At 45.8% G+C, this 26,673-nt stretch carries 22 protein-coding genes; 15 read left to right on the forward strand and 7 right to left on the reverse strand.

Going from position 1 to position 26,673, the window contains the following annotated elements; genetic code table 11:
* Positions 1-202: 202 nt before the first annotated feature.
* Positions 203-1,612, reverse strand: coding sequence for a heterodisulfide reductase-related iron-sulfur binding cluster (locus QUA33_RS00365; protein ID WP_333145568.1), 1,410 nt, complete (start codon positions 1,610-1,612; stop codon positions 203-205).
* A 174-nt stretch (positions 1,613-1,786) separates the two neighbouring features.
* Positions 1,787-3,103 carry an FAD-binding oxidoreductase gene (locus tag QUA33_RS00370; RefSeq protein WP_333145569.1) on the reverse strand — a complete coding sequence of 439 codons (1,317 nt, stop codon included), beginning with the start codon at positions 3,101-3,103 and terminating at the stop codon, positions 1,787-1,789.
* Positions 3,104-3,200: 97 nt separating this feature from the next.
* Here QUA33_RS00370 and QUA33_RS00375 point away from each other — a divergent pair, with 97 nt between their 5' ends.
* The 4 genes from QUA33_RS00375 to QUA33_RS00390 all read left to right on the forward strand — a co-directional run bounded on the left by QUA33_RS00375 (position 3,201) and on the right by QUA33_RS00390 (position 6,853).
* Entirely contained in the window at positions 3,201-4,664 is a 1,464-nt protein-coding gene (locus QUA33_RS00375; RefSeq protein ID WP_333145570.1) for an ATPase domain-containing protein, read from the forward strand.
* Positions 4,665-5,077: 413 nt separating this feature from the next.
* On the forward strand, positions 5,078-5,449 hold the full coding sequence (locus QUA33_RS00380) for a response regulator (protein ID WP_333145572.1): 372 nt from the start codon (positions 5,078-5,080) through the stop codon (positions 5,447-5,449).
* Positions 5,446-6,603, forward strand: a complete 1,158-nt coding sequence (locus QUA33_RS00385) for an ATP-binding protein (protein WP_333145574.1) — start codon at positions 5,446-5,448, stop codon at positions 6,601-6,603. The genes QUA33_RS00380 and QUA33_RS00385 overlap by 4 nt, the downstream gene beginning before the upstream one ends.
* 124 nt (positions 6,604-6,727) lie before the next feature.
* The gene (locus QUA33_RS00390) at positions 6,728-6,853 is read left to right on the forward strand and encodes a hypothetical protein (RefSeq protein WP_333145576.1); all 126 of its coding nucleotides are present in this window, start codon (positions 6,728-6,730) and stop codon (positions 6,851-6,853) included.
* Between the two features lie 177 nt (positions 6,854-7,030).
* Here the strand turns inward: QUA33_RS00390 and QUA33_RS00395 are convergent, their stop codons facing one another.
* Together QUA33_RS00395 and QUA33_RS00400 are read right to left on the reverse strand one after the other, a co-directional pair.
* Positions 7,031-8,563 (reverse strand): MFS transporter, encoded by a 1,533-nt coding sequence (locus tag QUA33_RS00395; protein ID WP_333145578.1) that lies wholly within the window; start codon positions 8,561-8,563, stop codon positions 7,031-7,033.
* Positions 8,564-8,909: 346 nt separating this feature from the next.
* Complete coding sequence (locus QUA33_RS00400; protein ID WP_333145580.1) at positions 8,910-9,890, reverse strand: DALR anticodon-binding domain-containing protein; 981 nt, start codon at positions 9,888-9,890, stop codon at positions 8,910-8,912.
* 355 nt (positions 9,891-10,245) lie between these two features.
* Here QUA33_RS00400 and QUA33_RS00405 point away from each other — a divergent pair, with 355 nt between their 5' ends.
* The 5 genes from QUA33_RS00405 (at position 10,246) to QUA33_RS00425 (ending at position 14,889) form a co-directional block, all read left to right on the forward strand.
* The gene (locus QUA33_RS00405; protein ID WP_333071270.1) at positions 10,246-11,067 is read left to right on the forward strand and encodes a Crp/Fnr family transcriptional regulator; all 822 of its coding nucleotides are present in this window, start codon (positions 10,246-10,248) and stop codon (positions 11,065-11,067) included.
* On the forward strand, positions 11,021-11,860 hold the full coding sequence (locus tag QUA33_RS00410) for an HAD-IB family phosphatase (RefSeq protein ID WP_333145582.1): 840 nt from the start codon (positions 11,021-11,023) through the stop codon (positions 11,858-11,860). The genes QUA33_RS00405 and QUA33_RS00410 overlap by 47 nt, the downstream gene beginning before the upstream one ends.
* Before the next feature lie 239 nt (positions 11,861-12,099).
* Positions 12,100-12,720, forward strand: a complete 621-nt coding sequence (gene mtnB, locus QUA33_RS00415; protein ID WP_333145584.1) for a methylthioribulose 1-phosphate dehydratase — start codon at positions 12,100-12,102, stop codon at positions 12,718-12,720.
* A gap of 93 nt (positions 12,721-12,813) precedes the next feature.
* Positions 12,814-13,851: a patatin-like phospholipase family protein gene (locus QUA33_RS00420; RefSeq protein ID WP_333145585.1), complete on the forward strand. Its 1,038-nt coding sequence runs from the start codon at positions 12,814-12,816 to the stop codon at positions 13,849-13,851.
* Positions 13,852-14,076: 225 nt separating this feature from the next.
* Positions 14,077-14,889, forward strand: a complete 813-nt coding sequence (locus QUA33_RS00425; protein ID WP_333145588.1) for an MlaE family lipid ABC transporter permease subunit — start codon at positions 14,077-14,079, stop codon at positions 14,887-14,889.
* Between the two features lie 163 nt (positions 14,890-15,052).
* On the opposite strand, the gene QUA33_RS00430 is transcribed toward QUA33_RS00425, so the two are convergent.
* Positions 15,053-16,558 (reverse strand): SGNH/GDSL hydrolase family protein, encoded by a 1,506-nt coding sequence (locus tag QUA33_RS00430; protein ID WP_333145590.1) that lies wholly within the window; start codon positions 16,556-16,558, stop codon positions 15,053-15,055.
* A 206-nt stretch (positions 16,559-16,764) separates the two neighbouring features.
* Between QUA33_RS00430 and QUA33_RS00435 the strand changes: the two genes are divergently transcribed.
* The 3 genes from QUA33_RS00435 to QUA33_RS00445 all read left to right on the forward strand — a co-directional run bounded on the left by QUA33_RS00435 (position 16,765) and on the right by QUA33_RS00445 (position 18,651).
* Positions 16,765-17,109, forward strand: coding sequence for a Dethiobiotin synthetase (locus tag QUA33_RS00435; protein WP_333071279.1), 345 nt, complete (start codon positions 16,765-16,767; stop codon positions 17,107-17,109).
* A 173-nt stretch (positions 17,110-17,282) separates the two neighbouring features.
* Positions 17,283-17,531, forward strand: coding sequence for a hypothetical protein (locus QUA33_RS00440; protein WP_333145591.1), 249 nt, complete (start codon positions 17,283-17,285; stop codon positions 17,529-17,531).
* A 727-nt stretch (positions 17,532-18,258) separates the two neighbouring features.
* A complete protein-coding gene (locus QUA33_RS00445) occupies positions 18,259-18,651 on the forward strand; it encodes a hypothetical protein (RefSeq protein WP_333099834.1) in 393 nt (130 codons plus the stop codon).
* A gap of 108 nt (positions 18,652-18,759) precedes the next feature.
* Here the strand turns inward: QUA33_RS00445 and QUA33_RS00450 are convergent, their stop codons facing one another.
* Positions 18,760-20,046, reverse strand: coding sequence for a glycoside hydrolase family protein (locus QUA33_RS00450; protein WP_333145593.1), 1,287 nt, complete (start codon positions 20,044-20,046; stop codon positions 18,760-18,762).
* A gap of 428 nt (positions 20,047-20,474) precedes the next feature.
* The gene (locus QUA33_RS00455; RefSeq protein ID WP_333145595.1) at positions 20,475-21,134 is read right to left on the reverse strand and encodes an NAD(P)H-binding protein; all 660 of its coding nucleotides are present in this window, start codon (positions 21,132-21,134) and stop codon (positions 20,475-20,477) included.
* Positions 21,135-21,255: 121 nt separating this feature from the next.
* On the opposite strand from QUA33_RS00455, the gene QUA33_RS00460 reads away from it, so the two are divergent.
* The 3 genes from QUA33_RS00460 (at position 21,256) to QUA33_RS00470 (ending at position 26,642) form a co-directional block, all read left to right on the forward strand.
* Entirely contained in the window at positions 21,256-21,969 is a 714-nt protein-coding gene (locus tag QUA33_RS00460) for a DUF1997 domain-containing protein (protein WP_333145597.1), read from the forward strand.
* 775 nt (positions 21,970-22,744) lie between these two features.
* Positions 22,745-24,958 carry an ATP-binding protein gene (locus QUA33_RS00465; protein ID WP_333145599.1) on the forward strand — a complete coding sequence of 738 codons (2,214 nt, stop codon included), beginning with the start codon at positions 22,745-22,747 and terminating at the stop codon, positions 24,956-24,958.
* 226 nt (positions 24,959-25,184) lie between these two features.
* Positions 25,185-26,642 (forward strand): response regulator, encoded by a 1,458-nt coding sequence (locus tag QUA33_RS00470; protein WP_333145600.1) that lies wholly within the window; start codon positions 25,185-25,187, stop codon positions 26,640-26,642.
* Positions 26,643-26,673: the final 31 nt, after the last annotated feature.

The following is a 26,673-nucleotide window of genomic DNA, read 5'->3' on the forward strand; positions in this document are numbered from 1 at the left end:
GGGTTAGGGACTGTTGAATTAAATTTTAGCTTGTGGGAAGAATGAGAAGTGCGATCAACCTTTCTCAATACAATAACCTATTCCTCTTTCTGTTTTGTCTCTCTCTCTTCTCTTCCTCTGCGCCCTCTGCGCCCTCTGCGGTTCATTAAAAAAAATCTCACTCAGCATCGAAAATAGGGCGGACACCGCCCGCCCTAGAAAACTACTTCCTCAGCAACTTCACCCCGCGAATCGAATAATCCAAAAGCTCAATTGGGTGCATCAAAGTAACTTCCTTTCCCTGCAACTCCAAATGCTTCTTAATCTGCAAAGAACAACCCGGATTAGAAGAAGCAATCAACTCCGCGCCAGTATTCAGCAAATTCTCCACCTTTTGCACTCCCAATTCATCAGCAATCTCCGGCTGAAGCATATTGTAAACCCCCGCACTCCCGCAGCACAAAGCCGCATCCACAGGTTCTTTTAACTTCACCCCAGGGATTTGTTGCAGCAACTGACGCGGCTGCAAACTAATCTTTTGCCCGTGCAACAAATGACAAGCATCCTGATAAACAATTGTCAAATCTCCATCAATCAAAGGATTGAGTTTTGCCGTAATTCCCGCACTTGCCAAAAACTCTTGCACGTCCTTAACATTAGCAGCAAATTTCTCAGCTTTCTCCCGATATTGCGGGTCATCTGCTAAAATGTGACCGTATTCTTTCAAAGTATGACCGCACCCAGCAGCGTTGATAATCACAAAATCAACGCCAGTATTTTCAAAGCTATCAATCATTTGTCTTGCCAAAGCTTTCGCCTGTTCCGCTTGCCCTTGGTGTTCCGGCAAAGCAGCACAGCATCCCTGACTTTTCGGAATCACAACCTCGCAACCGTTAGCCGTCAAAACTCTCACCGTAGCTTCATTAACTGGGGAAAATAACAGCCGCTGCACGCAGCCTAAAATCACGCCGACTCGATAGCGTTTCTCCCCTTGTGCCGGAATTACCTCTGGTAAATTATCCCGGAAAGAATCGACAGTAACTTTCGGCAAAATTGATTCCATCGCCGCCAAGCGGGGAAAGACTTTTTTCAGCAAACCTGTTTTGCGGACAAGTTTTGGCAGTCCTAATTTTTGATAAATAAACAGGGGTACAAGCAAAGGCCGCAATCTGTGAGGATAAGGGAAGAGATTAAAAATCAGAGTGCGAATTACATTGTCGGAAAAAGTGCGTTCCTGATTTCTAGTAACTTGGTGGCGAGTGGCGGAAATTAATTTGTCATATTGAACTCCCGACGGACAAGCTGTAACGCAGGCCAAACAGCCCAAACAAGTATCGAAATGCTGTGAGGTTGCTTCGTTTAAAGGTGCGTCGCCTTCGTTAATTGCATCCATTAAATAAATGCGGCCTCTGGGGGAATCCATTTCTTTGCCGAGTACGCGATAACTCGGACAAGTTGACAAGCAAAAACCGCAGTGTACGCAAGTATCGATTAATTTTGGATCTGGCGGATTGTTGGCGTCGAAACCGGGGATTTCCAGGGTTTGTAAGTGGGGATTTTGTGCTAAAAAATTACTTTCTTTGGCTGGTTTAAAATCGTCGCTGGGAACTGGAGATTTTTCTGAAGTTTGCATATATATATTACCTAATTGTTTTTCTTCGTAGCAAGGACTTTAGTCAGCTTAATGGAATTTATCCTGAACCTTTATATGTAGGTTTGCAGCGCGAAATTTGCCGCTATAAGTAGCGTGTAAAACCACTTTTTACAGAAGTCCTGAACGAATCAAGTCCTGACTACAAACTTTAAACTAAATACCGCTGATAAAACGATGAGGACTCAAAAGATTATCCGGGTCAAACTGCTGTTTAATCCGGCGCATTAAATCGATCGCACTTCCAGTATAGCCCCAAACATCTAACTGTTGCTTGATGTCGGTCGGCGCTGCTAAAACAGTCAGAAAACCGCCTTTAGCTTCGCACCCTCTGCGTACCTGCAACAGCGTTTGGGCCGTCGCAGTCTCAAACCGCAAAACCCCCAAACCGCTGCCTGCATGAATCCAAGCGTCCTGTACGGGCAATTCGTTAATTGCCGTTACAGCTTCCGACGGTCGGATTCCTATTTTGCAAATAATTGCCGACTTTGTGGCAGAATCCCGCATTGTTTCTGGCAATCTTTGCCATAACTGATGCTCATCATTTTCGCAGCAGCTACTGCCTTGCAAACCCAACTTTTCGGCAACTTCCAGTAAGCGGGCTGATTGTTGTTTAACACTTTCTGCGATACTTTGAAATCTGACGATTAATCCCGTGCCCTTTCCTAAGCCTAATTTTGCAACTAATTCAGGTGAGAGCAAATCAACGGCACTTGGTGTCAAAGCAGAGGATAATAAGATTTGAGCCGTTTGGGACAAAGCATTTATTTCCCCTGTCAGCACTACGGTTCTCGATGATTCAGGCAGCGGATAAACTCGGAAAGTTACTTGAGAAATGACGCCCAAGGTGCCGTAAGCACCAGTAAGCAGTTTCATCAAGTCGTAGCCGGCGACATTTTTAACAACTCGACCCCCGGCTACCGCAATTTTACCGTCCGATCGCACAAAGGTAATTCCCAACAGCAAATCTCTCACCCCCCGATAGCGATGCCGCAAGGAACCCGCATCAGCAGTAGCGACAATGCCGCCCAAAGTGGCCTGTTGCGGATACGCCGGATCGATCGGCAAAAATTGACCTGCTGCGGCTAAAATTTCCTGCAAATCCGCAAACTTCATTCCCGCTTCTGCAGTTACGGTTAAATCGCCCACAGCGTGTTCTACAAGCCGGTTCAGACGCGCGGTGCTCGCGGCAATTTTGACTCCCTTGACTAAACCGCCCCAATCAAGTTTGCTGCCGCTGCCACAAGGCAAGACTGCACAGCGATGTTGCTGCGCCCAAGCAATAACAGCCGCCTGTTCTTCCTGAGTATTCGGGTAAACGGTACAATCTATTTTCGTGTCCGGGGCAACTGCTTTTTCTACCCGTTCTTGCCAAAATGGCTCTGTATCTTGCCAGCGACAGATGCCAGCAGCCCCGACAATACTTTCTAATTCTTGTATGCTTGCGTAATTTTCGGTAGAAAAAGATTTCATGAAGGTTATCAGACGCCCGGTAAAAAAAATTATCAAAACACTGCCTAAAACCATTAAATATTAATACGGGCCCGATCTTCAAAACATGAAAAAACAAATGTCTCAAAACCGAATTTCTCTGGGAATTACCGGTCTCAACGAAGTGATTGGCGGCGGCCTAATTTCTCAACGCTCTTATCTGGTGCGTGGTGGCCCGGGTACTGGCAAGACTACACTCGGCTTTCACTTTTTGGCTGCTGGTGTGGCTGTGGGAGAAACGCCCCTGTTTATTACTTTAGGAGAACCGGAAGCGCAATTGCGGGCCAATGCCGAAAGTCTCGGTTTTGATATGGAAGCGATGGCGTTCCTCGATTTGAGCCCATCGTCAGAATTCTTTACAGAAGTTCAGACTTATGACATTTTCTCCCCCTCCGAGGTTGAGCGAGAACCGACTACACAAAAGATTATCGAGCGAGTCGAAGCTGTCAAGCCACAACGGGTGTTTTTGGACGCGATCACTCAATTTCGCTACTTAGCTGCGGATGAGTTTCAGTTTCGCAAGCAAGTTCTGTCTTTTCTGCGGTTTTTGGTGGAAGGGGGGGCGACGGTGGTGTTCACCTCCGAAGGCACATCTAGTTCTCCCGACGACGATTTGCAATTCATCAGCGACGGAGTAATTTATTTAGAACTGCGCCCTGAAGGGCGCACCCTGTCTGTCACCAAGCTGCGAGGCTCCAACTTCCGCAACGGCCGCCATTCGCTGCGCCTGACTGAGGCTGGTATGGAGGTATTTCCGCGACTGCTTCCGGACAACTATCAACAGGATTTTATTGCTGAAGCGATTTCTGCTGGGGTTCCAGAAATGGACGAACTACTGCACGGGGGACTGGAACGGGGGACTGTCACGGTGATTAGCGGGCCTAGCGGCGTGGGTAAAACGACGGTGGGCATTCAGTTTATGAAGGAAGCTGCAGGAAGGGGGGAGCGATCGGTAGTTTACATTTTTGAGGAGTCAACTTCTACTCTGCTGCAGCGCTGCGAATCAGTTAACATCCCGGTTGGGGCGATGATTGGGCAAGGAAGTCTTTCGGTGATACCCGTGGAACCTTTGCTGTACTCGCCGGATCAGTTTGCCTGTATGGTACGGCAGGAGGTGGAGCAGGAAAAGACGCGGATTGTGATGCTTGACAGTATTTCTGGCTATCAGCTTTCGATGCAGGGGCAAGATTTGGTGAACAATTTGCACGCTTTGTGCAAGTATCTGAAGAATATGGGAGTCACCGTTATCTTGATTAATGAGGTAGAAGCCATTAGCGGAGATTTTCGGCTGACCGAGATCGGGATTAGCTATTTGGCGGATAATCTTCTGTTTATACGCTATATGGAACGCCAACTGCACAACAGGACAGAAATCCGCAAGGCGATCGGAGTAATTAAAAAACGAGTCAGCAATTTCGAGAGAACTCTGCGAGAACTTGAGATTACTCGCTACGGCATCAAAGTCAGCAAACCGATACGGGGGCTGCGCGGCATTTTGAGTTCGGCGCCGGTGTGGGTTGAGGGGGGAGCGGATGAAGATTGAATCGGGGTTTGTCCTGCTGTTTTGGGGCAAGTGCAGCTAATTTTGGAGTCGTGAATCTACTAATGAGTAGGGGGCGCACCGCGCACCTCACAACTAGCCTAAGTCCTGGAAAACTTAAATATATTGGTGAATTTGTGTATTTTTCGACTTTTATCGTAGTTTAGTTTTCAATTCTATGAAATACAGTAGGGGCACAGGACACGCGGCCGTTTCCTGTACCCCAGCATCTGTACTTCACTCAACTGAAAACCTATGTAATAGCTCGCCGAAAAGTAAGCTAATACCAGATAAAAAAAATCTAAGTTTAGGTGACCTCCCAACCCATATATAATCGCTCACTCCCCATTCTAAAATCTAAAATCTAAAATCTAAAATCTAAAATGGTATAACCCGTATTCACAGGAAGCTGATAAATGACTGGCACTTCAATAATTTTAGCCGTAGACCGCAATCAGCGAAACTTGGAACTATTAGCACAATTTCTTAATAAAGAAGGATACCAGATGATCGCAGCTTATAACTTTGAAGATGTTGCACAAGCTATCAGTCAGCCTGCTAGGATCGGGATGGCTTTAGTAGATATTTCTGGTTTCGACCGCCGGATTTGGGAGTGCTGCGAACAACTGCGAAATCACCAAATCCCTTTTCTGATACTCTCGCCCAAACAAAGCGCGGCCATTCAGCACGAAAGCCTCTGTCACGGGGCTCGGAATATGTTGGTAAAACCTTTGATCGTTAGAGATTTGCTGGGAATTGTTCACAGCTTGCTAGGAGAAAGTGCGTGAGTCAAATTTTATTGCTTGTCGAACAGAAAGAAAATCGCCGCTTGTTATTAGAATGGCTAGCAGTTTACTATGAGGTATTGCTGCCCAACTCAACAGATAGTGAGGATTTTTTACCATTTAATCAATCTTTTGACCTGGGGATAATAGACGGTCTTGCCCTGAAACGCCATTGGCAATGGGTGGCCGCCCAAAAACAGGCAGAACACCCGGTATCCTTGCCTTTTCTTTTGATTACATCCCGCTCGGATGTAGGGATGGCAACGCAATTTATTTGGCAAAGTATTGACGATTTGATTATCGCTCCGATTGAGAAGATAGAATTGCAAGCGCGGGTGGAGATTTTGCTGCGATCGCGCCAGTTGTCTTTAACTCTCAAATTGTCTCACGACCAACTCGATCGCACTTTGCAAACAGCCCAAGAACTCAACGAGATGAAAACATCTTTGCTGTACATGATTGCCCATGACGTTCGCAATCCTTTGAATTTCATCATCGGCACTACACAACTTCTTACCAAGTACAAGTTGACATTAACAGATGAGAAAACACAAGAACTGCTAGACAAAACTCAAGCAGCAGCCAAAGGCATCGATCAGTTATTAGACGATGTTCTGCTGCTGGGCCGTGTTGAGTCAGGACAAGCCGGGTTTTGCTTGGTACCGCTAGACTTAGCAAAGTTTTGTAATGAGTTGGTAGGGGAATTTCAGAGCAGCCTGAAGTTGAAACCTCCAAGCGATCAGGTGACGCTGATTTTTGTGAATCACACTCAATCGGCGATGGTGTCTTTGGAGGTAAGCTTGCTGCGGCGCATTCTGGGCAATTTGCTGTCCAATGCTATTAAGTATTCTCCCCCAAATACCGAAGTAATCTTTGAATTAAAAGTTACTGAAACCGAGGCTATTTTTTCAGTACAGGATGCAGGAATTGGCATACCTGTCGCCGACCAAGGACGGCTGTTTGAGTCATTTTACCGGGCTAAAAATGTCGGTCGAATTCCCGGTACTGGACTCGGGCTGAGCATTGTTAAAAAATGCGTGGACTTGCACGGTGGCGAAATTACTTTGATCAGTGAAGAAGGCATCGGCAGTACATTTACCGTAACGCTGCCGATCGCAAAACCTGGAAAAAAGCAAATCTCGCCTGCAACGCCTTAAACTAGATGCAGGTATTATCTTAGGATATTCATCGATGAATTTGACGCCTGGGTGAGGCTACACGTGGTAGTGTGACCATGAGATTTATCCTCAAAAAACTGAATAAAACTCTCGCAATTTTACAATGCCAGAAATGGAAGAACCCTTAACAGCCGCTAGTCAAGTGATTAAATTGAGCATCGTCGTTCTAGGAGCTATTGACGAGGGTGAGAACTGGCGATCGAGCTGCGACGAACGATCGCCATCGTAAAAAATGTTGAAGGCACCCAAAAATAATTAGATGCCATACAAAACTTATCCCGAATTGCCAGACTTTATATTTCTGAAAAAAAGCGACCTAACAGCCGTCACATCTTAGATGATATGAGGATCTTAACACTTTAAAAATGGTTAATCAACTCTTTTCTGAATTATTGTCGGACTACAATCAATCAAGAGTTGAAGAGCGATCGCCTGAGCTTTCAGGCCCAGAGTCAAACTGTTCAACTATTAATGGTTGAAACCTGATGTTTCCAGGTTCAATTGGCACTTTTCTCCACCAAGGTGGCAACAAGAGCAGCCAAAACTTACCCAAAGACACAGAACGCTGCTCGCCAACAAAAACCAAGGGCAGGAGAGCCGCCACTCGTAAGACGGCTGAGAGGGCAAACACCCCTGGCAAGCCACCGAGATTAGTCAAAGTGGCGATAAAGCCACCAAGGGTGATTCCCATTGCCCCAGTGACACCAGGAACCGCCGCCGCGATCGCAAAGTATATCGACTGATTGCGTAGCGGTGCCACCGACATCATCAGATTACCACTGCACAGGTCGATCGCCGCCCACGTGGCACCGCCGATGATGTGCAAAAGCGGGAACCACACCCATATAAAAATTGGAGCCGTTCCAGCTTCTAGCCAGAGCAGAGGGGTCAGAGCCACCAAGATTCCCACTATTATCATGATCGGGCGGTTCCCAACCCGGTCAGCCAGTTTGCCCCAAAAAACCAGCAGCAGTAAGTTAGCACCCGCTCCTAAGCTGTTGTAGAGCGTTACCACACTGACATCTATACTTAGGTTATCCAGCAGATAGAGGTTAAAGAAGGGAGCGCTGACGTTAACGGCAAAGCTCCATAGAGCAGAGTAAAGCAAAAACTTTAAAAAATTGGGTTCCTTGAGAAAGCTAAAAATTGTCCCTATGGATGATTTTTCGCCTCTATCTGAATGCGTGACGTGTACAAGCTTTGGGTTCACATCGGTCATAAAGAACTGACAACCTAGACTGATGATGCCAAGCACAATTCCTAAAACCAAGACGGCACTGTAACCTTGGAGCCTTCCACCGGGCCAGTTCGATACCACTAGAGCCAGCAACGGCACACCAATGAGATTCGTCAAGCTGACAGCACTATTGCGAAAGCCAAAATACCGCCCGCGCAACCGCTGAGGTACTAAAACCGCCAACCAGCTCAAGAAGGAAGCACGACCTAAAGATTCTAAGACTTGAGTTACCCAGATGATTGCCAATGTCAACTGCACTAGCTGATGTCCAGCGAGCTGAAATGAGCCTCCCAACCAAATAGCTGGCACGATAATCAGCCACAGCAGTCGCGACAGTCCGAAAATCCAGATGGAATACCAGTGGCGGCTCTGCAGTCGGTCTCCTATATAAGCTCCGAACGGTTGGAGCAGATTTACCAGTTGAGGAATGGAGGCGAGCATACCAATTTCGACTGGGCCAGCCCCTAAATCCAGCAAGAAATTACTGAGCAACGCGCCGCCGATGATGCTGTAAAAAAGCGTAGCGAAGACACTCTCCAAAGTTAGCGATCTGAGGCTTAACCGAGTTTCCGGTTTGGAAAATTTTAGAGGCGGATTGGTCAGAAGTACCGTCTCTGGTAAGGCTATATCCTCTTGGATTTCCTGAAGAGGGAGAGGATTCGTTCCCACTAAGGTGTAATCTTCTTCTTGTGTTTCGAGCATACTGGATAGCCAATAGATGAGCTGCTACGCAGCTTAATTGTATAATATAAGGTTAAGTATTTTAAGGAGCACAGCCATAGATGCAAGCTAAAAATCATTTCTATCAAAAGCCAAAAGAAAGATTACTTAAATAAATTATAAAAAATAAGAATGCCCAAATTACCGAAATATTAATTTTAATTATATAAATAGCTAAGTTTTTATATTTTTTTCTGCGACAGTAGGTTACTGAATTCTTCAGGATGAACCCTATAAAATAGAGAGCTTTTCAGATGGAAGAAGTCAAGGTTACTTTCGGGAACCCACCTTTTATTATGAATAAAGGTTGCTAAAAATGAGAACCCAATCAAAGTTCTAAAGGAGCAAGAACGTTAAACAAATGTTCTAGGATAAATCGCAGCAAAGATTGAGTTGCAAATATTAAACCTAATCGCGCTTGGGCGAGTTTTGGCTGTTCTATTTTAACTTCTCCCCAAATTCGGCACTGGCTGTAAAAAATCTGAAAGGCTTCGCTCAAACTATTGACTAATTTGAAATAATTGACAGGTTTTTCGCGGTTTTTTACATCAAAAGTAGGATATAAATTGTCTAGCACTGTTAACAGTTGCGATATTAAACGGCGTTCTGCTGGATGCACTAACCGCAGTCGATCGCCCTCGTCAATCCAAGGGATAGGATTTGGACTCGCCAGCGACCAAATTTCCGGCGCTGTAGTGACATCGGGCTGGGCGATCGCAATTATCCGATCGCGGTGGGCCATTCGCAGCAGGGAACAGCAGCGCGCGTGGCTGTACTGAATGGGAAACAGTCGATCGGCTGACACAACAGGAGATAATATTCGAGATTCTGGAAGTGGCAGGTTCTTTTGAGCTAAACGCTGCAACCAGACGGCTAAACCTGCATCAGTCAACTCCAACTCAATAATTCCCGTCGGCGCGACTTTAACGGCGAAATCTGGGTAGCACAGCGGTTCGAGTGTTTCGGCCAACTCGGCCGCGATTGTCTGCGGTGTCTGCTGCCAAGTTTTAGCCAATTTCAGGGCGATCGCAGACACGTACAGCAGCCGCGCGCTATCTTTACTTCGATTTAACGGAATTATTGCACCCTTCTCAATAAGCTTGTTATGGGCGGGCTGGATGCCCACCCCACAATCAAATTCACTCTTCGCTTCACAGGCATCTTGCCTGTTCTTGAAAAGGCTGCCACCTATGGGATTTAACGGAATTTCGGCCAGTGTTCCCTGCTGGGCGATCGCGCTTTGGAACATTGAAAGCAAGAAACTCTTCACTGTAACTTCCGGGCACTGTGAGATCTTTGCTGTATCCATATCAGCTCATCCTACCGTAAAAGCAACTATCAACTGTGACCGCTTGCATTTTTCTTGTACGTTAAACTGCGGATGTCAGGGATAGTCGATCGCCTCCCCCGGACGGGGCTAAATCGAATTAATCGGCTTTGTAGCGATTTTGGGGCTAAATATACAATTATTTCAGACAAATTTTTTGCTGATCTCTACCATTTTGATGTATTTTTTGCTACATTTAATTTTTCGGTAAAACACAGAAAAGTCAGCACAGGTAAGAAGCGTACAAGCTCGATCGGGGGTTGGTTATCTCACTTTGTATCGCACTGCTGGCAGAAACTGTTTGTCTCACTATTAAATATATCCCAGAGCCTCACTTATGCAATCAACTTCCACACCTCTAGAGACTATCGATCGACCTTTTATCACTTGGCAGCGAATTATCGACTGGGCCCAGGAACACTACCGCTGTCGCACTTTTAGCAAAGACGAGCGGATTCCCGCAAGACCCGGACTGCTGTATTTAGTTCAGAAAGGTTCTGTGCGGCTCGTAGGCAGCGCTCAAGTTAGCGCTGCAGCGGCGAAGTCAAAATCCGCTGACAAAACTACAGAAGAAGCTTTTTTGGGCTTCGTCGGCGCTGGCCAGCCCTTTGAACTGGTTGCTCAGTCTCCTTTTACTCTCCAAGCTTACGCTCATGCCGATCAAACTCACGTAGTGTGGATGTACTGGCATGACTTGGATAACTGGCCTCACTTTCGTAGGGAAATTTTGGATGCGTTTCGCTACCAGCACCAGCGGAAACTTCTGTGGCTGAGCACTTTGGGACAGCGCCGGACGATCGACCGACTGTTGGGATTTCTCACTTTGTTGATCGAGGAGTTCGGCGAACCTTACGTAGGTGACGGCGAACCGGATGTGGTTCGGGGCTACCGCCTGCCTTGGGCCTTGACTCACGCTCAAATTGGTAGCGCCATCGGCTCAACGCGGGTGACGGTGACGCGGCTGATGGGTAAGTTGCGATCGAAAGGTTTGATTAATACTGAGGATGATAATTTAATCTGTTTGCCGGCTAAGTCTAACCCCCAAAAGACAACAAACCAACAGCAGGACTTAGAAGATTCTCTGGAAGATTCTCTGGAAGATTCCTTGGAAGATGAAGATTCCCTGGAAGATGAAGATTCTCTGGAAGAATCTGCATAAAATCCTGCGGGAAATTGCCAACAGACAGCTGGTCACTATTAGTTTTGGGCAGTCGCGCTCGATCGCTCGACAGTGTACGATGAATTGTGTAAACTTTTCCCGTTCTCGAAAGGTGCGACTGACAATGACCGATGACAAGCAAAAATATTCAATCTCGAACAATCAGCAACGGGTGGTTTTCTGCGACTTTGACGGTACGATAACCGTTGAAGAAACTTTTGTGGCAATGCTCAAGCATTTCGCACCGGAATTGTCGTCTCAACTAATGCCTGAAATATACGCTAGAAGGCTGAGTTTGCGATCGGGAGTGCGGCAGTTACTAGAGTCTATTCCCTCTGAATGTTACGGGGAAATTGTAGAATTTTCTAGGGGAAGGCTGATGCGGCCGGGATTGTTGGAATTGCTAGATTTTTTGGACGATAAAAAGGTAGATTTTGCGATCGTGTCCGGGGGTCTTCGGATTATGGTAGAGACGGTAATGGGCGATTTGGTAAACCGGGCGAGCGTTATTTACGCTGTGGATGTGGACGCTAGTGGCCCTCGGTTGCAAGTCAATTCTGAGTTGGAAGGAGATGAGGAATTGGTGGCTAAGGTGCGGGTGATGGCGCAGCACCCGGCCGAAGAACAGGTGGCGATTGGAGATTCGCTGACGGATTTTAATATGGCTTTGCAGGCTTCGTCGGTGTTTGCGCGCGATCGGCTTGCCGAGTATCTAGACGAACAGCAAAAGCCCTATACTAAATGGGATAATTTTTTTGATATCTTGGAAAGTCTGTCCCAGAAATGGAATTGAAACTATAGCTTTTTTCAACAAAGGCTATATGCGTATTGGTAAAGTGGGCAGTATCCAGCCTAGGTTTACATAAGCCCCCGACTACTAATGTCAATAAGCCTTTCACCGGCGGGCGAAAAAGTGTTCAACCCGCAAAAAAACTACTTTTTGTGGAACAGGCATCTTGCCCGTTTTTGAAAATAGTACAAAATGTCAGTATTAACGTAAAAAGTAGATCAAAAACTGAGGATTTATAAAAAATGAGAGGCGATTTGAGATCGGATTTAATTGCAGCCGCCAAACATTTTTACGATCGCGGTTGGATGGTTGGGACTGCTGGCAATCTTTCAGCCCGCTTACCAGATGGCAGTTTTTGGATTACTGCTAGTGGCCGCGCGAAAGGGCAATTAACTGAACAAGATTTTATCAGAATGAACTCAGACGGCGCAATTGTCGAGCAACCTGTTGCCGACAGCCGCCCTTCGGCAGAAGCCAGTATTCATTTAGCCGTTTACAATTGTTTTCCAAACGCTAAAGCTTGCTATCACGTCCACTCCATCGAGGCAAATTTAGTTTCTCGGCTAACAGCAGGAGATGCAGTGCCTTTGCCCCCGATCGAAATGGTGAAAGGTTTGGGGGTGTGGGAGGAAAACCCGCAAGTGTCGATACCCCTCTTTACAAATTATTTAGAAGTCCCTAAGATAGCCAAGGAAATTTGCGAATTCTTTGCCACTTGTAGGTCCTCTGTACCCGCTTTATTAATTCGCGATCACGGCATCACAGTCTGGGCAGACTCGCCAGCCGCTGCCTACAATTACGTAGAAATTGTAGAATACATTTTTCGCTATACGATCGCAGCCCGCCAATTAAATTTAGATTAAAGATTTTGGATTTGAGATTGAGCGGTGCATAAATTCCGAGGCTTAGGGATTTGAAATTAGGAAACGAGCAAACGTCGGGAATAGACAACAATTATGGCGGCTAAATATACGAGAATTTTATCCTTAGATGGAGGCGGAATTAGAGGGATTATCCCCGCGCAAATTTTAGTTAGCGTTGAGTCAAAGCTGCAACAAAAAAGCGGCAACCCAGAGGCGAGAATAGCTGACTATTTTGATTTAATCGCGGGAACAAGTGCGGGAGGAATTTTAACTTGCATCTATTTGTGTCCCGATGCCGAAAATCCCACCCGGCCTCGGTGGTCGGCCCAAGACGCTGTTAATTTTTCGATTAAGAGCGGCCGCGACGTTTTTAAGAGTTCATTTTGGCAAAAACTCAGATCGATAGACGGTTTAATAGATGAGAAATATGCGAGCGATCGTTTAGAAAAATTATTTTTGGAAAATTTTAGAGATTGCCAACTCAGCCAACTGCTGAAACCGTGTTTAATTTCCAGCTACGATGTCGAAAGAAGAAAAGCTCACTTTTTCGATAAAATAGATGCTCAACAATCTCCAGCAGAAGACTATTTTATTAGAGATATCGCCAGAGCCACATCTGCCGCTCCATCTTATTTTGAACTTCCCAAAATCTACTCTTTGAGCAACGAATCCTACGCTTTAATTGACGGGGGAGTATTCGCAAACAATCCCGCACTTTGTGCCTATGCAGAAGTTAGGAATAAATTCCGAATTCCCGACGCTCGCCCCGACAAAGGCCCAACAGCACAAGATATGGTAATTTTATCACTCGGAACGGGACAAGCTCAGAAAAAATTCCCCTACGAAGAAGTAAAAAATTGGGGTCAAGTTGAGTGGGTTGAGCCTTTAATTAATATCATGATGACGGGAGTTGCGGAAACTGTAAATTATCAACTACTTCAAATTTATGATGCGGTTGAAAGACCGAATCAATATTTAAGAATTACTCCAGATTTGAGCCACGAACAAACGCTGCCCATTGATGATGCCTCGGAAGAGAAAATATCAGACCTGCTGAGAATTGGCAAGGATCAAGCCGACAAGAATAATGAAGAGTTGGATAAGTTTATCGACTTATTACTTGCGGAGTAGTCCTAGGGTTTTAGATTTGAGATTTTAGATTGGGAAATGAGTGATGATTACCGCAGAATCAATCACTGCCAATCTAAAGTCTAAAATGGTATAGCGAACTAACCGCAGGGCAGGCAGACTGAAAATATATGTTGACAAATCGTGCAATAATTGCTGTAGGATTGCCAAAAATCCGTAGGTGGCAGTGCTTCGCCCTGTTTGCAATTAATCGCGAGTCCTCAGTCATTGGTTAAAAAACACCAAGAAAAGCACGATCGACATTTAGATGAAACCTTCAATAACAGGTGGTTTCAGCGTTTTTTGGTGACGTTGTTCCTGGGTGGCCAAGTGCTGCTACGCATACTCCAAGGCAAAATTGACCACCGCAAAATCATGGAACATTTAGTAACAGTAGGCCTGGATTCTTTCCGATCCGTGCTGCTAATAGCCTTGTTTGGGGGCATGATTTTTACCTTTCAATCTGCCCGAGAATTGGTTCGCTTTGGGGCGGTTGAGGCGGTGGGAGGTCCTTTTGCTGTGGCATTTTGTGGGGAACTAGCACCACTTTTAACGGGGGGCGTGGTGGCGGGACAAGTAGGTTCGGCCTTTGCGGCGGAGATAGGAGAAATGCAGGTGACAGAACAAATAGACGCCCTGTATATGTTAAGAACAAATCCGGTTGATTATTTAGTAGTGCCGAGGGTGATAGCTTGCTGCATCATGCTGCCGATTTTAACAATTTTTGCGGTAGCGGTGGGGATTTTGGGCGGGCTATTGGTAGCGGTTAATTTTTATAATTTGGAACCGTCGGTATTTTTGGAATCAGTGCGGACTTTTTTGGCGCCTTGGGATTTAGTAACTGTGGCGATTAAAAGTTTTATTTTTGGGTTGATAATTGCCCTTGTCGGTTGCGGTTGGGGATTGACGACGGTGGGCGGAGGGAAAGGAGTAGGCCAAGCTGCCACGGCGGCGGTGGTAACTTCTTGGGTGTTGATTTTTATGGCGGATTTATGTTTATCGCTGTTGATGTCTCAGGAGTTGGGGATTCCTAGAACTTGATAATCTTGGCGATTATAGCAGGAGTCAGGAGTCAAGATGCTTGAATATTAAGGGTTTGAACAATCATCAACGCCCTGCGCCACCAAGGCGATTGCTATAAAAAAATTAACATGAAGATTTTTTAAACCGCAGATGAACGCAAATAAACGCTGATGCAATTTTATCAGCGTTCATCCGCTGATATCTGCGGTTTAAAACTCTCAACTTGAGATTTTAGATTGGAGAAAGGAGGGCGATACACTCGAATTGCCTCGATTGGAACTTCCCTATCTGTTTCGGGGACGATTTCAAGGGTGTGTTTGGAGTTGCTCAAATTCTGAGCCAATGTTGTAGAATACTCGCGGCTTGAATCTGCAATTTGTGGAGGAACGTATGAATCAACAAACATTGGTCGCACCTGCCAGGAAATCTCAAAGCCTTTAGGCGTGGGTTTTTTAGAGTATTCATAAGAATTTTTAAGCCACCAGTTTCTCGGTTCAATCACGACGCGGCCAGAGTTTGAGACAAACATTTCGTCGTTTGTACCGCTGCCGTCGTAACCTGTTTTAGAACCTACAACGTCAAATTTAAACTTGCTGGCGTCGCTGTTAATTTCAGTAATTACGGCTTTCCAATCTTCGACGATTAGCGGTTTTTGGCTGGATACTTGGATGATTGCCGGCCAAGGAACGCCAGCACTAGCGCTAGGTCTGGTGATACTGTAAAGTTCAGGAAATTCTGAAGGTTTTTTGCCGTCGATCGCAATTCTAGCAGACATTGCCTTGCCGTTGAAGGTTTTATCGGCAATCGCATCTATTCTATTTCCTTCAAATTCTAAAAGCAACTTGCCATCTTGCCACTTAACATCGCTGCCAACCGTATAGGTTTTCACTAAATCCTGCGGCGGTTGAGGAGAATTTGGTTTGTATCGCAGATGCGGTTTTATGAGAGCAGCTAGGAGAAAATTTCCCCAATCGTTGAGGTGAACGCTGTCGCTCAATAGCTGTTGTGGTTGCAAGCGATGGTCTTTCAAATACCTGCGCCAAGGTTCGCGAATTTCAGCGATTTCGCAGCCGTATTTATCGGCTAACTCAGGCAGCCATTTAGTAGAATGAGTGTTGTGCCATTCGTATTTTTTGACTTCTTCTGGATCGTCGCTGTTGCCTGTCGGCAGCCACTGGATGTGGTCTGAATGCAAGAGTATTTCGCTAGCAGTCCGGCTGCGGACATTGGCAACTATGGCTTCGTAATCTTCACCGCCTCCGTAGACGTGAAAAATTAGCAAGTCTGGATAAAAAGGATACAAATCGTGTTCGCTGGGACGGATTAAAATCGGGGCGTCAAATCCTCCGATTCCCCGATTTTCCACAATCAAATCTGCATAGGGAAATCGCTGTCTCAAATCCTTCACTACATCTTTCCACCAATCTTGCTGAGTGATGGATTGACCGTAGAATAGGATGCGTACTTGGCGGCGGTCTGTTGGAGTGCTAGCCGCAAGTAGCCCCATCGTCCTTTGAATCCTCGCTCCAAAAGTAGCATTATTTGCAATAGGAGCGGGTGGGGGGAATGGCGTGTCGGCAGCGATTTTTTTGATGAGCGGAACTAACAGAAAGCTCAGACATAAAAAAAGCAGCCACAAGTAGCGATAAATCTTGGATTGTCTGCTATTTCCTTGGTGTTTTGCCATTGTTTGATTTTTCCCTGTCCGTTTCACTTCGATCGAGGCGACTGTGGGATGAATGCTACGCCTCTATCAGTAGCTGTAGCGTGCTGGTGGGCGGATTTCACCAGTAGCTGTAGTTTAGCCTGTATGGAAATATATTACCAAATTGAGGGAGACAAAAAGTGATATAATGCCAGCTAATTAATTGCAGGAGATCGATCGCACGTCAAATGGATTACAAAACAGCCCGCAGTTTTCTGATCGACCAAGGAACCGCTCTGGAAACCAAGAAAAATCCCGACGCCTTCCTGATGCGTCTCAAACAAGGTCAACCGCCCGTACCCGGACAGGTGACATCGATTTTATTAGCTTTAAAAATATTGTTTGACGGGCTGCAAGAATCTCCAATGCTCGATCGACAATTAATCTCGGCACTGCATTTACTGTCAGTAGAAGGTTTGCAGCAATTTGAAGCAGGACTCCGCAGAGGAGTTTCTTGGCCACCGCTGCTCAAGGAAGACTTAAATCGAATTGCGATCGCAGTCAAGAATATTTTTTCCGGCGTCTGGCAATAATTAGCTCGGCAACCACGGCTCTCTATACCCACGGCCAGCAAACTCAATTTTTTTTATACATTTTTTTTATACATTTTTTTGTAAAATTTTATGTTAATCTTGCTACATTTACCCTCAAATTGTGGCATCTTAATATAAGAATCGCTTCTAACCAGCAATAGGAGAAATTTCTCATGAACGCGGAAGAAAAAGCTAGACAACTAATTGCACGAGAAAGGCAGCATAGCGAACACTTGCACGAATCTATGCTCAACCGTTCCTCCCACGAGCTAGAAACACATGGCGAGGGAATTGCTGAAGAAAAAGCCCGAGAATTAATGGCTCAAGAAAGGCAGCACAACGAACACCTGCACGACTCTATGTTAAGCCGTTCATCCCAAGAGGTAGAGGCATCGATCGCACCCGATGACACTAACAAATAAATTTTGTTAACACAAGACTTACGGACACAAACCAAGAAACCTGGTTTTTATACCATTTTTCATACCATGACAAAGGGCTGTAAAAATGTTTTTGTATAAACAACCAGGTTTCAGCGTCCCGGAAGAGTTTAGTACAGAAAAACTCTACTCAAATCGAGGAAGATGGTAGGTGCAATCAAAACATCCCGTGCTTGGTTGACAGCCACTATCACAAATCTCCATGTACCATATATAGCAATAGAAAATGCCAAGTTCTACTGATCGCGAAAGCTTTCGAGGGATGCCAAAAGACTTGGCAGTCCCGCAAGGGTAGCAGACACCAAAGCCTCATCTTTGTAAACTCGCGATCGGAGAATACGGGTACTTTTAGACGCAGAGGTTAAAGATCCTCGCCGTTGGGAATTTCCGGTTTCAACCCGCCCTAAATTATTTGTTTCTCCCGTCACGCAAAACATAGCAGTATCCTCTAAGTATCGTCAATTAATCCCTAAAATATGCCCGTAAATTTTCTCACGGCTTGCTGTATGTTTCTATTATTACTCAGATAGGTGACAGAGATAAAACTATGAAATAATTATTCACGATAGCTAGGGATCAACTTAAACAGCTTAACAACTTTTATTAATTGGTTACACGCCGCACGTTTGTTTGAGCCGATCGCCCACAACGACATAGACACCACGCAGGAAAAGCAAAATCACCGATTTCACAAGAGGAACCCGGATCAATGATGCTAACTCTTAGTGCAGCAACACTTATAAGTCAAATCAGGCCGACTGTCGAAAGCTTGCGCGACGGAGACTACCGCTACCGAGACTCCTTTGCGATCGATCGACCTTTCAGAGAAATCCAATTTCGGAAACAAGACAGATACATCACCGGCAGCGATTCAGACAAACGCACGGGCAAAAGTTACTGCTTCCGGGGAATCCCCCAGCAGAACAACATTATTAACATCACGGTAGCGATCGAAATTTCCCCAAAAACAGCACAGAAAACCGAGTGGAAATTAGCACCGGGAAACCCCATTAATTTCGACAGGCTTTATCCGCTGCAAGCTGGACCTGGATTAGAATTGTACAAATGTTTGACAGCATTTTTACCAAACTTGAAGGGTTAGTTATTCGTTACTTTTTAGTGGTTATTTCTTAATAGCTTTGGCTGGTTAATAACCAATAACCGGCGTTAACAGTTAACAGTCAACAGTCAACCGTCAACATTTAACTCCTTAAGAACCAGAATTTTCCAATTCTTCCCGCAGCATTTCCCGGTAGACTTTCGGCAAACGAGAACTCATAGAATTGTTCTCAATTCCATATCCCAAACTCGTCCAAGTTCCCGAAAGCATCCGCAACACGTCGGTTAATCTTTCCTGCCGCAACATCTCAGGAATATCAGCTTTCCAAAACTTGCGATCGCTCAACCAAGCATAAACCACAGCATCCTGATCTTCTGGTTCAAAACTGTAATCTTCCCAGAATAAAAAATTAGCATGACGGGCCTGATAGCGCTTAGCCTTCTCCTTCCAAGTCGTAGTCAGAAATTGATACCTGCCCGCTGCCGTAGTACACTTACCCCGATTCGGCCCATTAACAATTTTCACGCACCAGTCAGGATGGCGGCTCAAATCTAATACGTATTTTCCACCGTAAACCACGTGATAAGGTCGAGCAACATTCGACTCGCTAGCAGAAATAGTTCGCATCAGCGCCCGAATGTAAGGATCTCCGGTTTTCATAGCCAGCGGCGGCAATTTTCTCACCTCGCTTGCCGACTGCGACAACTGCTGATTTCCCCGCAAACTGTCAACCAAAAAAACACCGCCGCCAATCACCGCGCCAATTAAAAGTATAAATCCGAGGATTTGAATCTCCGATTGCCTTAGCAAACCTCTTTTTCGACGGCCCAATTTCTCAGCTTCTAGCCAAGTCATTTCCATTTCCGAAATTTCGGCTAATTTTCGAGCCACCCGCATCCGGCGCACTCGAAAATCGTATTGATATAGGGGGGCCGCTAACAGCGTTAAACTCGATAAAACCCCCGCCAATTTGCTCAGCCAGAAATCTAATTCACCGGCTATGGCAACATTTGTCAGAGTAGATATTCCTGTTAATAACTGGGCGGGATCGATCGATCGCGCCGGCCAATAAAAAATCGCAAGTTGCACCAACAGCGACAGATTAAATGCAAAAAAAATCACGACAACAGCATTCAAGCCTTCTCGCAAGTGCGATCGAATACCAGTGTGCCTGCGCTTGAACTTGCGCGCAACGCGAAAGCGCCCCGGCAGCATAATTAGTAAGGGATTTAAGATCTTGACGGCGAACAAGTGAAACACAAAAAACACAGGCAACTGAATCAGCCAAGCCGCCAGCAGTAGAGTCAGAAAGCCGATATCGTCGCTGACAAAAGGAATACCCCTGCGAAGGAAAAAACTAAAACTCTGAGCGAGAGCAAATGCCCTTAACCACGAAATCGGATAGGGGAACCAAGCTGGCCACTTGAGAGTTTTCATGCTGAGAGAGGGAAAATTTAACGGCGAATCGTAAAACTATTAAGATTTTGCCAGATTTGGCGATCGGAAAATTGTTGTAGGGTGCGTCAGCCCCAATCTTTGACCCAAATCACATCTTGCACCATTCTCGATAAGCCTTTTTTGGGCGGGCAGGATGCCCGCCCCACAAGAAAATGCACTTTTTGTGTAACAGGCATCTTGCCTGTTATTGAGAATGGTGCAACATCTCAGACCCAAATCAAATGGTTTTTTGTCTGACCGAAAGCATCCAGGATACAAGCCCCCGGATTCATCCGTCCAGAAATAAAAAACCTGTATCCGATAAAGGAGCCCCCGAATTTATCGGTGGGGTCAATGCTTCAATCTAAAATCTAAAATCTAAAATCTAAAATCGATTGACGCACCGAACCCAAGCGAGGCTAATTCAATCAAATCACACTGGCAAACAACTCCTCAAAACTCTTTTGCGGAGCCTCCGACTTCGCCACAATTTCCACAACCTTGTTGCGAGAAGTCGGCTGAAACAGCGCCTCCACGCACACTTGGGCTACCTTAGTGCGGGGAATGCTGCTCTCAAACATTTTGTCCGCACCAGTCATGACGATCGCATCTGAATTATCCTCATTTTTCAGACCGCCGGGACGGACGATCGTATAAGTCAAGCCGCTTTTTTGCAAATATTCCTCGGCTTGCTTTTTCCAAACCAAAATCAGCCAAAACAAATTCAGCGGGTGAAAAAACTGAGAGACGCACAGAGAAGTCACAAGCACAAAATGCTCAATGCCCTTAGCCTTAGCTGCATCCACCAAATTTTTAGTACCCTCAAAATCCACCTTGTAAGGCGCTGTCGGGTCCAAACCAGGGGCCGCCCCTGTCGCGCACAGCAATACCGTACTATCGCCGATGGCATCGCCCAGGGAAGTCGCATTTAATACATCCCCGGTCACTAACTCAGCCTCCGGTGGTAAAATTTGTCTAGCTGTGTCTAGATTTCGGACTAAGGCGCGCACGGGAATACCTCGCTTGACCAATTCTGCGACGATGCGGCGGCCTGTCTGACCTGTGGCTCCTGCTACAAATGCTTTCATAAGTCGAGTTATGCTGAACTAGGGTAAGTTTTGTTACTATCAATTTCTCAATTGTAGGGAGGAAACTTCCTTAACACATCCCCAACCAGATTGATTGGCGTGTATAACAGGAGAGCATACGATGAAGCAGGATTCCGCTGAATATCAAACTGTTGAAGCTTCTGACGAAAATTACTACTCAGATGCGAGTTTCCGACAGCCCGAAAGTGGAAGCGCGGATGCAGGAGAGGAAGTTGAGCCGATTTGGTTTCACACGCATTTTGAAGACAGCATGGAGATGTACGCCGATGCGGAGACGGTGGCGAAGCATTTGAACAACCACAAGACTTGGTTTTGCCAGTGCGCTTCGCCGATGAAGGCCCAGCCGCTTGGCGAAAACGGCTACGATTTATTAATAGGGCGTTTTGGGGCTTTCGGCTACCGTGTTGAAGCGAGAATTGGTTTAGAGTTGCTGCCGCCGGACGCTGAAGGCTGCTATTTAATTAAGACTATTCCGGTTCCGGATTATACCTCGCCTGGGTATGAAGTGGATTTTCGATCGGCAATGAAGCTAGTGGAGATACCGTCTCAGGAGTTTGCCGCCGATTGGCCGAGCTCGGAACGTGCTAAGCTGCCGCCTGCGATTACCAGCGCTACGTGGAAGCTGGATTTGGCTGTGGGGGTTTGTTTTCCCAAGTTTATTCGATCGATGTCTCAGCCTTTGATAGAAAAAACTGGCGATGCGCTTTTGGAAAAAATTATCAAACAAGTTAACCGGCGCTTGACTTATAAAACTCAGCTTGTTTTTCACGAAAGTTTGGGCATTCCTTTTCCGAAAAATCCTAAGAAGCATTAGAAACATGAACAATACTTGCGCTCTAACTCACATTTGTAGGGTGCGAACTGCGCGCCTTACAATTAAGCGCGATCGTAATAACTCATACCATTGTAGATTTTCGATTTCGGTGTGAGGGATCGGTCGCACAATTTTAGATTAAATTATTGGTAATAACTGATTGTGTATGGGTTGGGATCACGGGCATATAGTTGCTTTTTTGAAACTGATATCACTGTCTCCGGTTGCTCCAGGCGCGCCTTATCCCTATGTTTTTGAATCCAACACTTGCTTGAGCAGTTAATTCAAATAACCAAGTTATTGCTAATAAAAATTAAGGGTAAGGTCATGATGGCATTTGACATATAGCAATCCTTGCAGGAGTCGTATTTTTTTTGCCTCACCCCAACCCTCCCAGAACCCGCTGGGATCGAGTAAGAAATTCACCAATTATTTAGGATTGCTATATGCTGATTTCTTATCGCCGGAATTAGTTTTTATTATGATGGGTCAATTTAGCACAGGGTTGGACACAATAGTTTAAGCCAGATGCCATCAACTTCGACAGCATTGTTATTAAAAAAATCTGCTTCTGTCATAAGGATTTCCCTCCTTATTGCCTGATGGTTAAGCAATGTAGCCGACGCAATTCAAAGCGGGTTCCAATCGCCATCGGAAACCAGCAAGTGTCTCAGATCACAAGGCCGATCGATCCCCCTCACTGCCCAAAAACCTAAAATTATGTCACATTAAGTAAGGGGTTATAAAATAACTCTTGCCATATCCCTAGAAAGTTATGACAACGAAACTAAGAGCTACACACACAGAGAAAATGGAGAGAGACTTGCACCAGTTGAGGGCAGACCAAGAACTGATTCTCAACCAAGTAGACAATGCGATCGCTCTGTTCGACTCGTCTGACTGCTTAGTTTTGTTTAACAAAAAATTGGCCGGAATGTGGGAACTGTCCCCAGAATGGCTGGAAACAAAGCCGAAGTGCCACTTGCTGTTTGCGGAAATTGTCGATCGGGGTTACTTATCTGTTCAACAGTGGCAAGACTTCCAGCAAGCACTCGAAACATCTAAGCATGAAAGCTTATCATTTTATTTCGAGCAATCCAATGCCGTTTGTTTGGAGGTGTGCGCCACGATTACCAACAGCGGCGGACGGCTGTTTACCTTTCGAGACGTTACGGTATACCGAAACTCCCAAGCTAGCTTGAACGCAGAAGTCAGGCGGCTGAGCTTTCTTTTAGGTTTAACCGAACGCCTGCAGAAGTCTGACAGTTTGCAAGAAATAGGTCAGTTTGCCCTCACCTATTTAGTAGAGGCAATGAATGCAGCTTTCGGAGATGTCAAGGTGATTAACGGCAAGGGAAACGATCGCCAAGCGTCGGGGATTTGCAACCAAGTTTCTAGTCAATTTTTGGCTACTTACGGGGAACCAGTAGTCGCAGGAATGCAAGAATTGCTCGACCAAGGTATTCCCTACGGCATCGGTTTGCTGTGGGAAGTGGTGAAAACTGGTAAACCTGTGTTTGTCGAGGATTATGCCCAACATCCCAATGCCGTGCCGGAATTTCGGCATCCGGGAATTGGACAACTGGGCATTTTTCCGATCGCAGCCACCGACGGTACAATTATCGGCGTACTGACGCTGGAGTCCCGCAACGTCAAAAAACTGCAAACCGCCCTCAACCAAGAAGTGCTGGAGGCTGCTTGCCGGACTCTGGGGGCGGCGATCGAGCGGGCTCAGACACAAGAAAACCTGCGCCAAGTTAACGAACAATTAGAGTATTCTTCTCAGTTGAAATCTGAGTTTTTAGCCTCGATGTCCCACGAATTGCGGACGCCTCTGAACAGCATTCTGGGCTTTTCTGACTTGCTGCTGCGGCAAACAGCCGGACAGTTGAGCGATCGACAAATCAACTATGTAGAACTGATCGAAAAAAGCGGTCAGCACTTATTGCAGCTAATCAACGATATTCTCGATCTTTCTAAAATAGAAGCGGGTAAAGTAGAACTAAACTTACAGCCTGTTCGCGTTCAAGAACTCGCGACAGACTGCCTGAAAATGATGCAACCGCGGGCAGACAAAAAGCGAATCGGTTTGTCTTTAGAACTCGACAACCGTATTACTAAAGTTTGGCTCGACGAACGGCGAGTGCGACAAATTGTGATTAATTTACTTTCCAATGCCATCAAATTTACCCCCGAACAGGGACAAGTTAAACTCAGCGGGCGTCTGGCCTACGGCAGCGAAATAGACGGCGACTACCGACCGGATTGTTCTCCTGTAAATGCCAGCACTCCTTATTTTTGTTTTGAGGTGAAAGACTCCGGCATCGGCATTCCTCAAGACCGCTGGCACTTGTTATTTAGACCTTTTCAACAGGTGGATTCTTCCCTGACTCGGAGGCACGAAGGTACAGGTTTGGGTTTGGCTTTGACTAAGCGATTGGCAGAATTGCACGGGGGAACTGTTTCTTTTCAATCTGTTTGCGATCGGGGAAGTCTTTTCCGGGTTTGGCTGCCTTTAACGGAGATGCGTCAACAGTTGGGAAACTTTGCTTCTTGTGCTTTGGATACGAAGTTAGTTCCTGCTTCTGCGATTGCTTTACCAATTGCCAGGAAGCGGATTTTGGTTGTCGAAGACCAGCCTTTTAACCAAATGTTAATTTCTGAGGTGATGGAATTGGAGGGGTATGGGGTAGAGATACTCGCGGATGGGAAGGCGATGGCCGATCGTATTCTCGCCGCCTCTGCGGCCCCGGAGTTGCTGCCGGATTTGATTTTGATGGACATTCAGTTACCGGATGTTGATGGCTTTGAGTTGATGCGCCGAGTTAAAGCAGATCCTGTCTGGGAGTCAGTACCGATGATTGCGGTGACGGCGATGGCGATGCCTGGCGATCGCGATCGATGTTTGGAAGCTGGCGCTTGTGGTTATTTGAGTAAGCCGCTGGATCTGAATTTGACGATCGCTACTGTCCGTTCTTTTCTGGGCTAACAATAATTATTTGCAGTTCCAGCACTGCCATTTAGGATAATTGATAACAACAAAGGTTAAACTCAAGAGTAGATAAATATGTATATGACTTGCCCGCACTTGCCTCCGAAAGCCGGTTCCTACGAAAAATATCGAGTTTAGTAACGAGAAATATACGCATCAACCAGTTTTCGAGCTTCTCCACGCGCAACTCCCGAGCTAAATTCAATATATTAGATCATATTCCATGTCAAACAAGTCGCCCTGCATCATGTTGGTTGATGACGAGCCAGCTAATCTGATTTTACTGGAAGAGTTATTGCTCATGAAAGGATACGCTACAGTATCAGCGCTATCTGGTCATGAAGCGCTCTCCCTTGCCCGCGCCTCTCGACCCGATTTAATTTTACTAGATATTATGATGCCGGAGATGGACGGTTTTGATGTGTGCGAGATCCTGCGGAAGGATACGGCATTGCAAACTGTACCGGTGATTTTTTTAACTGCCCTCGATGACGATACCTCTCGCATCAAAGGGTTAGAAATGATGGCCGATGATTATTTGACAAAGCCTTTTAACAGTCGCTTGCTTCTGGCAAAAGTGGAAAATATTTTGCAGTTGAGTCAAATGCGAGCGCAAGCTGTATCTTCCCAATTCAACCAGCAGGTAAAAGAGCAAAGCAAACGCCAAATCGCCGCAGCTTGGGAAGCCAACGAATATCTTTCAGAAAAATTTCAGCTATTTGTGCCAGAGCAAATTCTCGAGCGAATTGCGCCGCAAGGAATAGAATCTATTCAGTTGGGCAATGCCACAGAAGAAGAGCTGACTGTTTTATTCTGTGACATTCGCGGGTTTACTACGATCGCCGAATCTCAACAAGCTCGCGAGACTTTTGAATGGTTGAACGCTTTTTTTACTAAAATGAACGAGTGCATAACCTCTCACAGCGGGTTTATTGACAAATACCTAGGCGATGCAATCATGGCAGTATTTGACAAGCCCCATTCTCACGCCATGGATGCGATAGAAGCCGCAGTAGCAATGCAAGAAACTTTGCAAGAATTTAATGCCAGTCGCCACAAATACAATTTAGAATCTCCAGTCAATATTGGTACAGGAATTAACACAGGTATCGGCATGATCGGCACTTTAGGTTCCGATCGCCGCATGGACTCTACAGTCATCGGCGATGTGGTAAATACAGCTTCTCGGTTAGAAAATTTAACTAAAATATACGGTTGCCAAATTATTGTTAGCGAAAATGCCATTGTTCATGCGAGAGAATTTCTAAATGGCATAAGTTCCAACTCCCACTCAAAAGAAAGTCTATTATTAAAGTGCGACTTAGAAGGGGAAACACAGCAGAGTATTATTTCTACTTCTGGGGCGACTGCTGCTGACAGCCATTTGCCCAGCAACAATTATTACTATCGCTGGATCGATCGAGTCACGCCGCGCGGCAAGCAGGGAGCTATTGAAATCTACGAAATCTGGAGTGCCTCCTGTCCCGACTCGGAGGCAAAGCAGCTTACCCAGGGTTTATTTGACAAAGGAATTAAAGGATGGCAATCCGAAAGATTTGTCGCCGCCTTGGGATATTTTCAGCAACTAATCGAACAAAACCCTGCTGATACAGTCGTCCGTTTTTATATAAATCGCTGCCAGGAAAAACTAGGTTTTATACCTGCGAGTAGCACTTCATAAAGATTTAACTTTTAGGGCGGGCTGGCGTACC

It is taken from the genome of Microcoleus sp. Pol14D4 (assembly GCF_036701245.1).
Lineage (GTDB): Bacteria > Cyanobacteriota > Cyanobacteriia > Cyanobacteriales > Microcoleaceae > Microcoleus.

Coding starts and splice junctions, on each gene's coding strand:
- QUA33_RS00365 (WP_333145568.1), bottom strand. CDS start 1,612: ATGCAAACTTCAGAAAAATCTCCAGTTCCCAGCGACGATTTTAAACCA.
- QUA33_RS00370 (WP_333145569.1), bottom strand. CDS start 3,103: ATGAAATCTTTTTCTACCGAAAATTACGCAAGCATACAAGAATTAGAA.
- QUA33_RS00375 (WP_333145570.1), top strand. CDS start 3,201: ATGTCTCAAAACCGAATTTCTCTGGGAATTACCGGTCTCAACGAAGTG.
- QUA33_RS00380 (WP_333145572.1), top strand. CDS start 5,078: ATGACTGGCACTTCAATAATTTTAGCCGTAGACCGCAATCAGCGAAAC.
- QUA33_RS00390 (WP_333145576.1), top strand. CDS start 6,728: ATGCCAGAAATGGAAGAACCCTTAACAGCCGCTAGTCAAGTGATTAAA.
- QUA33_RS00395 (WP_333145578.1), bottom strand. CDS start 8,563: ATGCTCGAAACACAAGAAGAAGATTACACCTTAGTGGGAACGAATCCT.
- QUA33_RS00400 (WP_333145580.1), bottom strand. CDS start 9,890: ATGGATACAGCAAAGATCTCACAGTGCCCGGAAGTTACAGTGAAGAGT.
- QUA33_RS00405 (WP_333071270.1), top strand. CDS start 10,246: ATGCAATCAACTTCCACACCTCTAGAGACTATCGATCGACCTTTTATC.
- QUA33_RS00410 (WP_333145582.1), top strand. CDS start 11,021: ATGAAGATTCCCTGGAAGATGAAGATTCTCTGGAAGAATCTGCATAAA.
- mtnB (WP_333145584.1), top strand. CDS start 12,100: ATGAGAGGCGATTTGAGATCGGATTTAATTGCAGCCGCCAAACATTTT.
- QUA33_RS00420 (WP_333145585.1), top strand. CDS start 12,814: ATGGCGGCTAAATATACGAGAATTTTATCCTTAGATGGAGGCGGAATT.
- QUA33_RS00430 (WP_333145590.1), bottom strand. CDS start 16,558: ATGGCAAAACACCAAGGAAATAGCAGACAATCCAAGATTTATCGCTAC.
- QUA33_RS00435 (WP_333071279.1), top strand. CDS start 16,765: ATGGATTACAAAACAGCCCGCAGTTTTCTGATCGACCAAGGAACCGCT.
- QUA33_RS00440 (WP_333145591.1), top strand. CDS start 17,283: ATGAACGCGGAAGAAAAAGCTAGACAACTAATTGCACGAGAAAGGCAG.
- QUA33_RS00445 (WP_333099834.1), top strand. CDS start 18,259: ATGATGCTAACTCTTAGTGCAGCAACACTTATAAGTCAAATCAGGCCG.
- QUA33_RS00450 (WP_333145593.1), bottom strand. CDS start 20,046: ATGAAAACTCTCAAGTGGCCAGCTTGGTTCCCCTATCCGATTTCGTGG.
- QUA33_RS00455 (WP_333145595.1), bottom strand. CDS start 21,134: ATGAAAGCATTTGTAGCAGGAGCCACAGGTCAGACAGGCCGCCGCATC.
- QUA33_RS00460 (WP_333145597.1), top strand. CDS start 21,256: ATGAAGCAGGATTCCGCTGAATATCAAACTGTTGAAGCTTCTGACGAA.
- QUA33_RS00465 (WP_333145599.1), top strand. CDS start 22,745: ATGACAACGAAACTAAGAGCTACACACACAGAGAAAATGGAGAGAGAC.
- QUA33_RS00470 (WP_333145600.1), top strand. CDS start 25,185: ATGTCAAACAAGTCGCCCTGCATCATGTTGGTTGATGACGAGCCAGCT.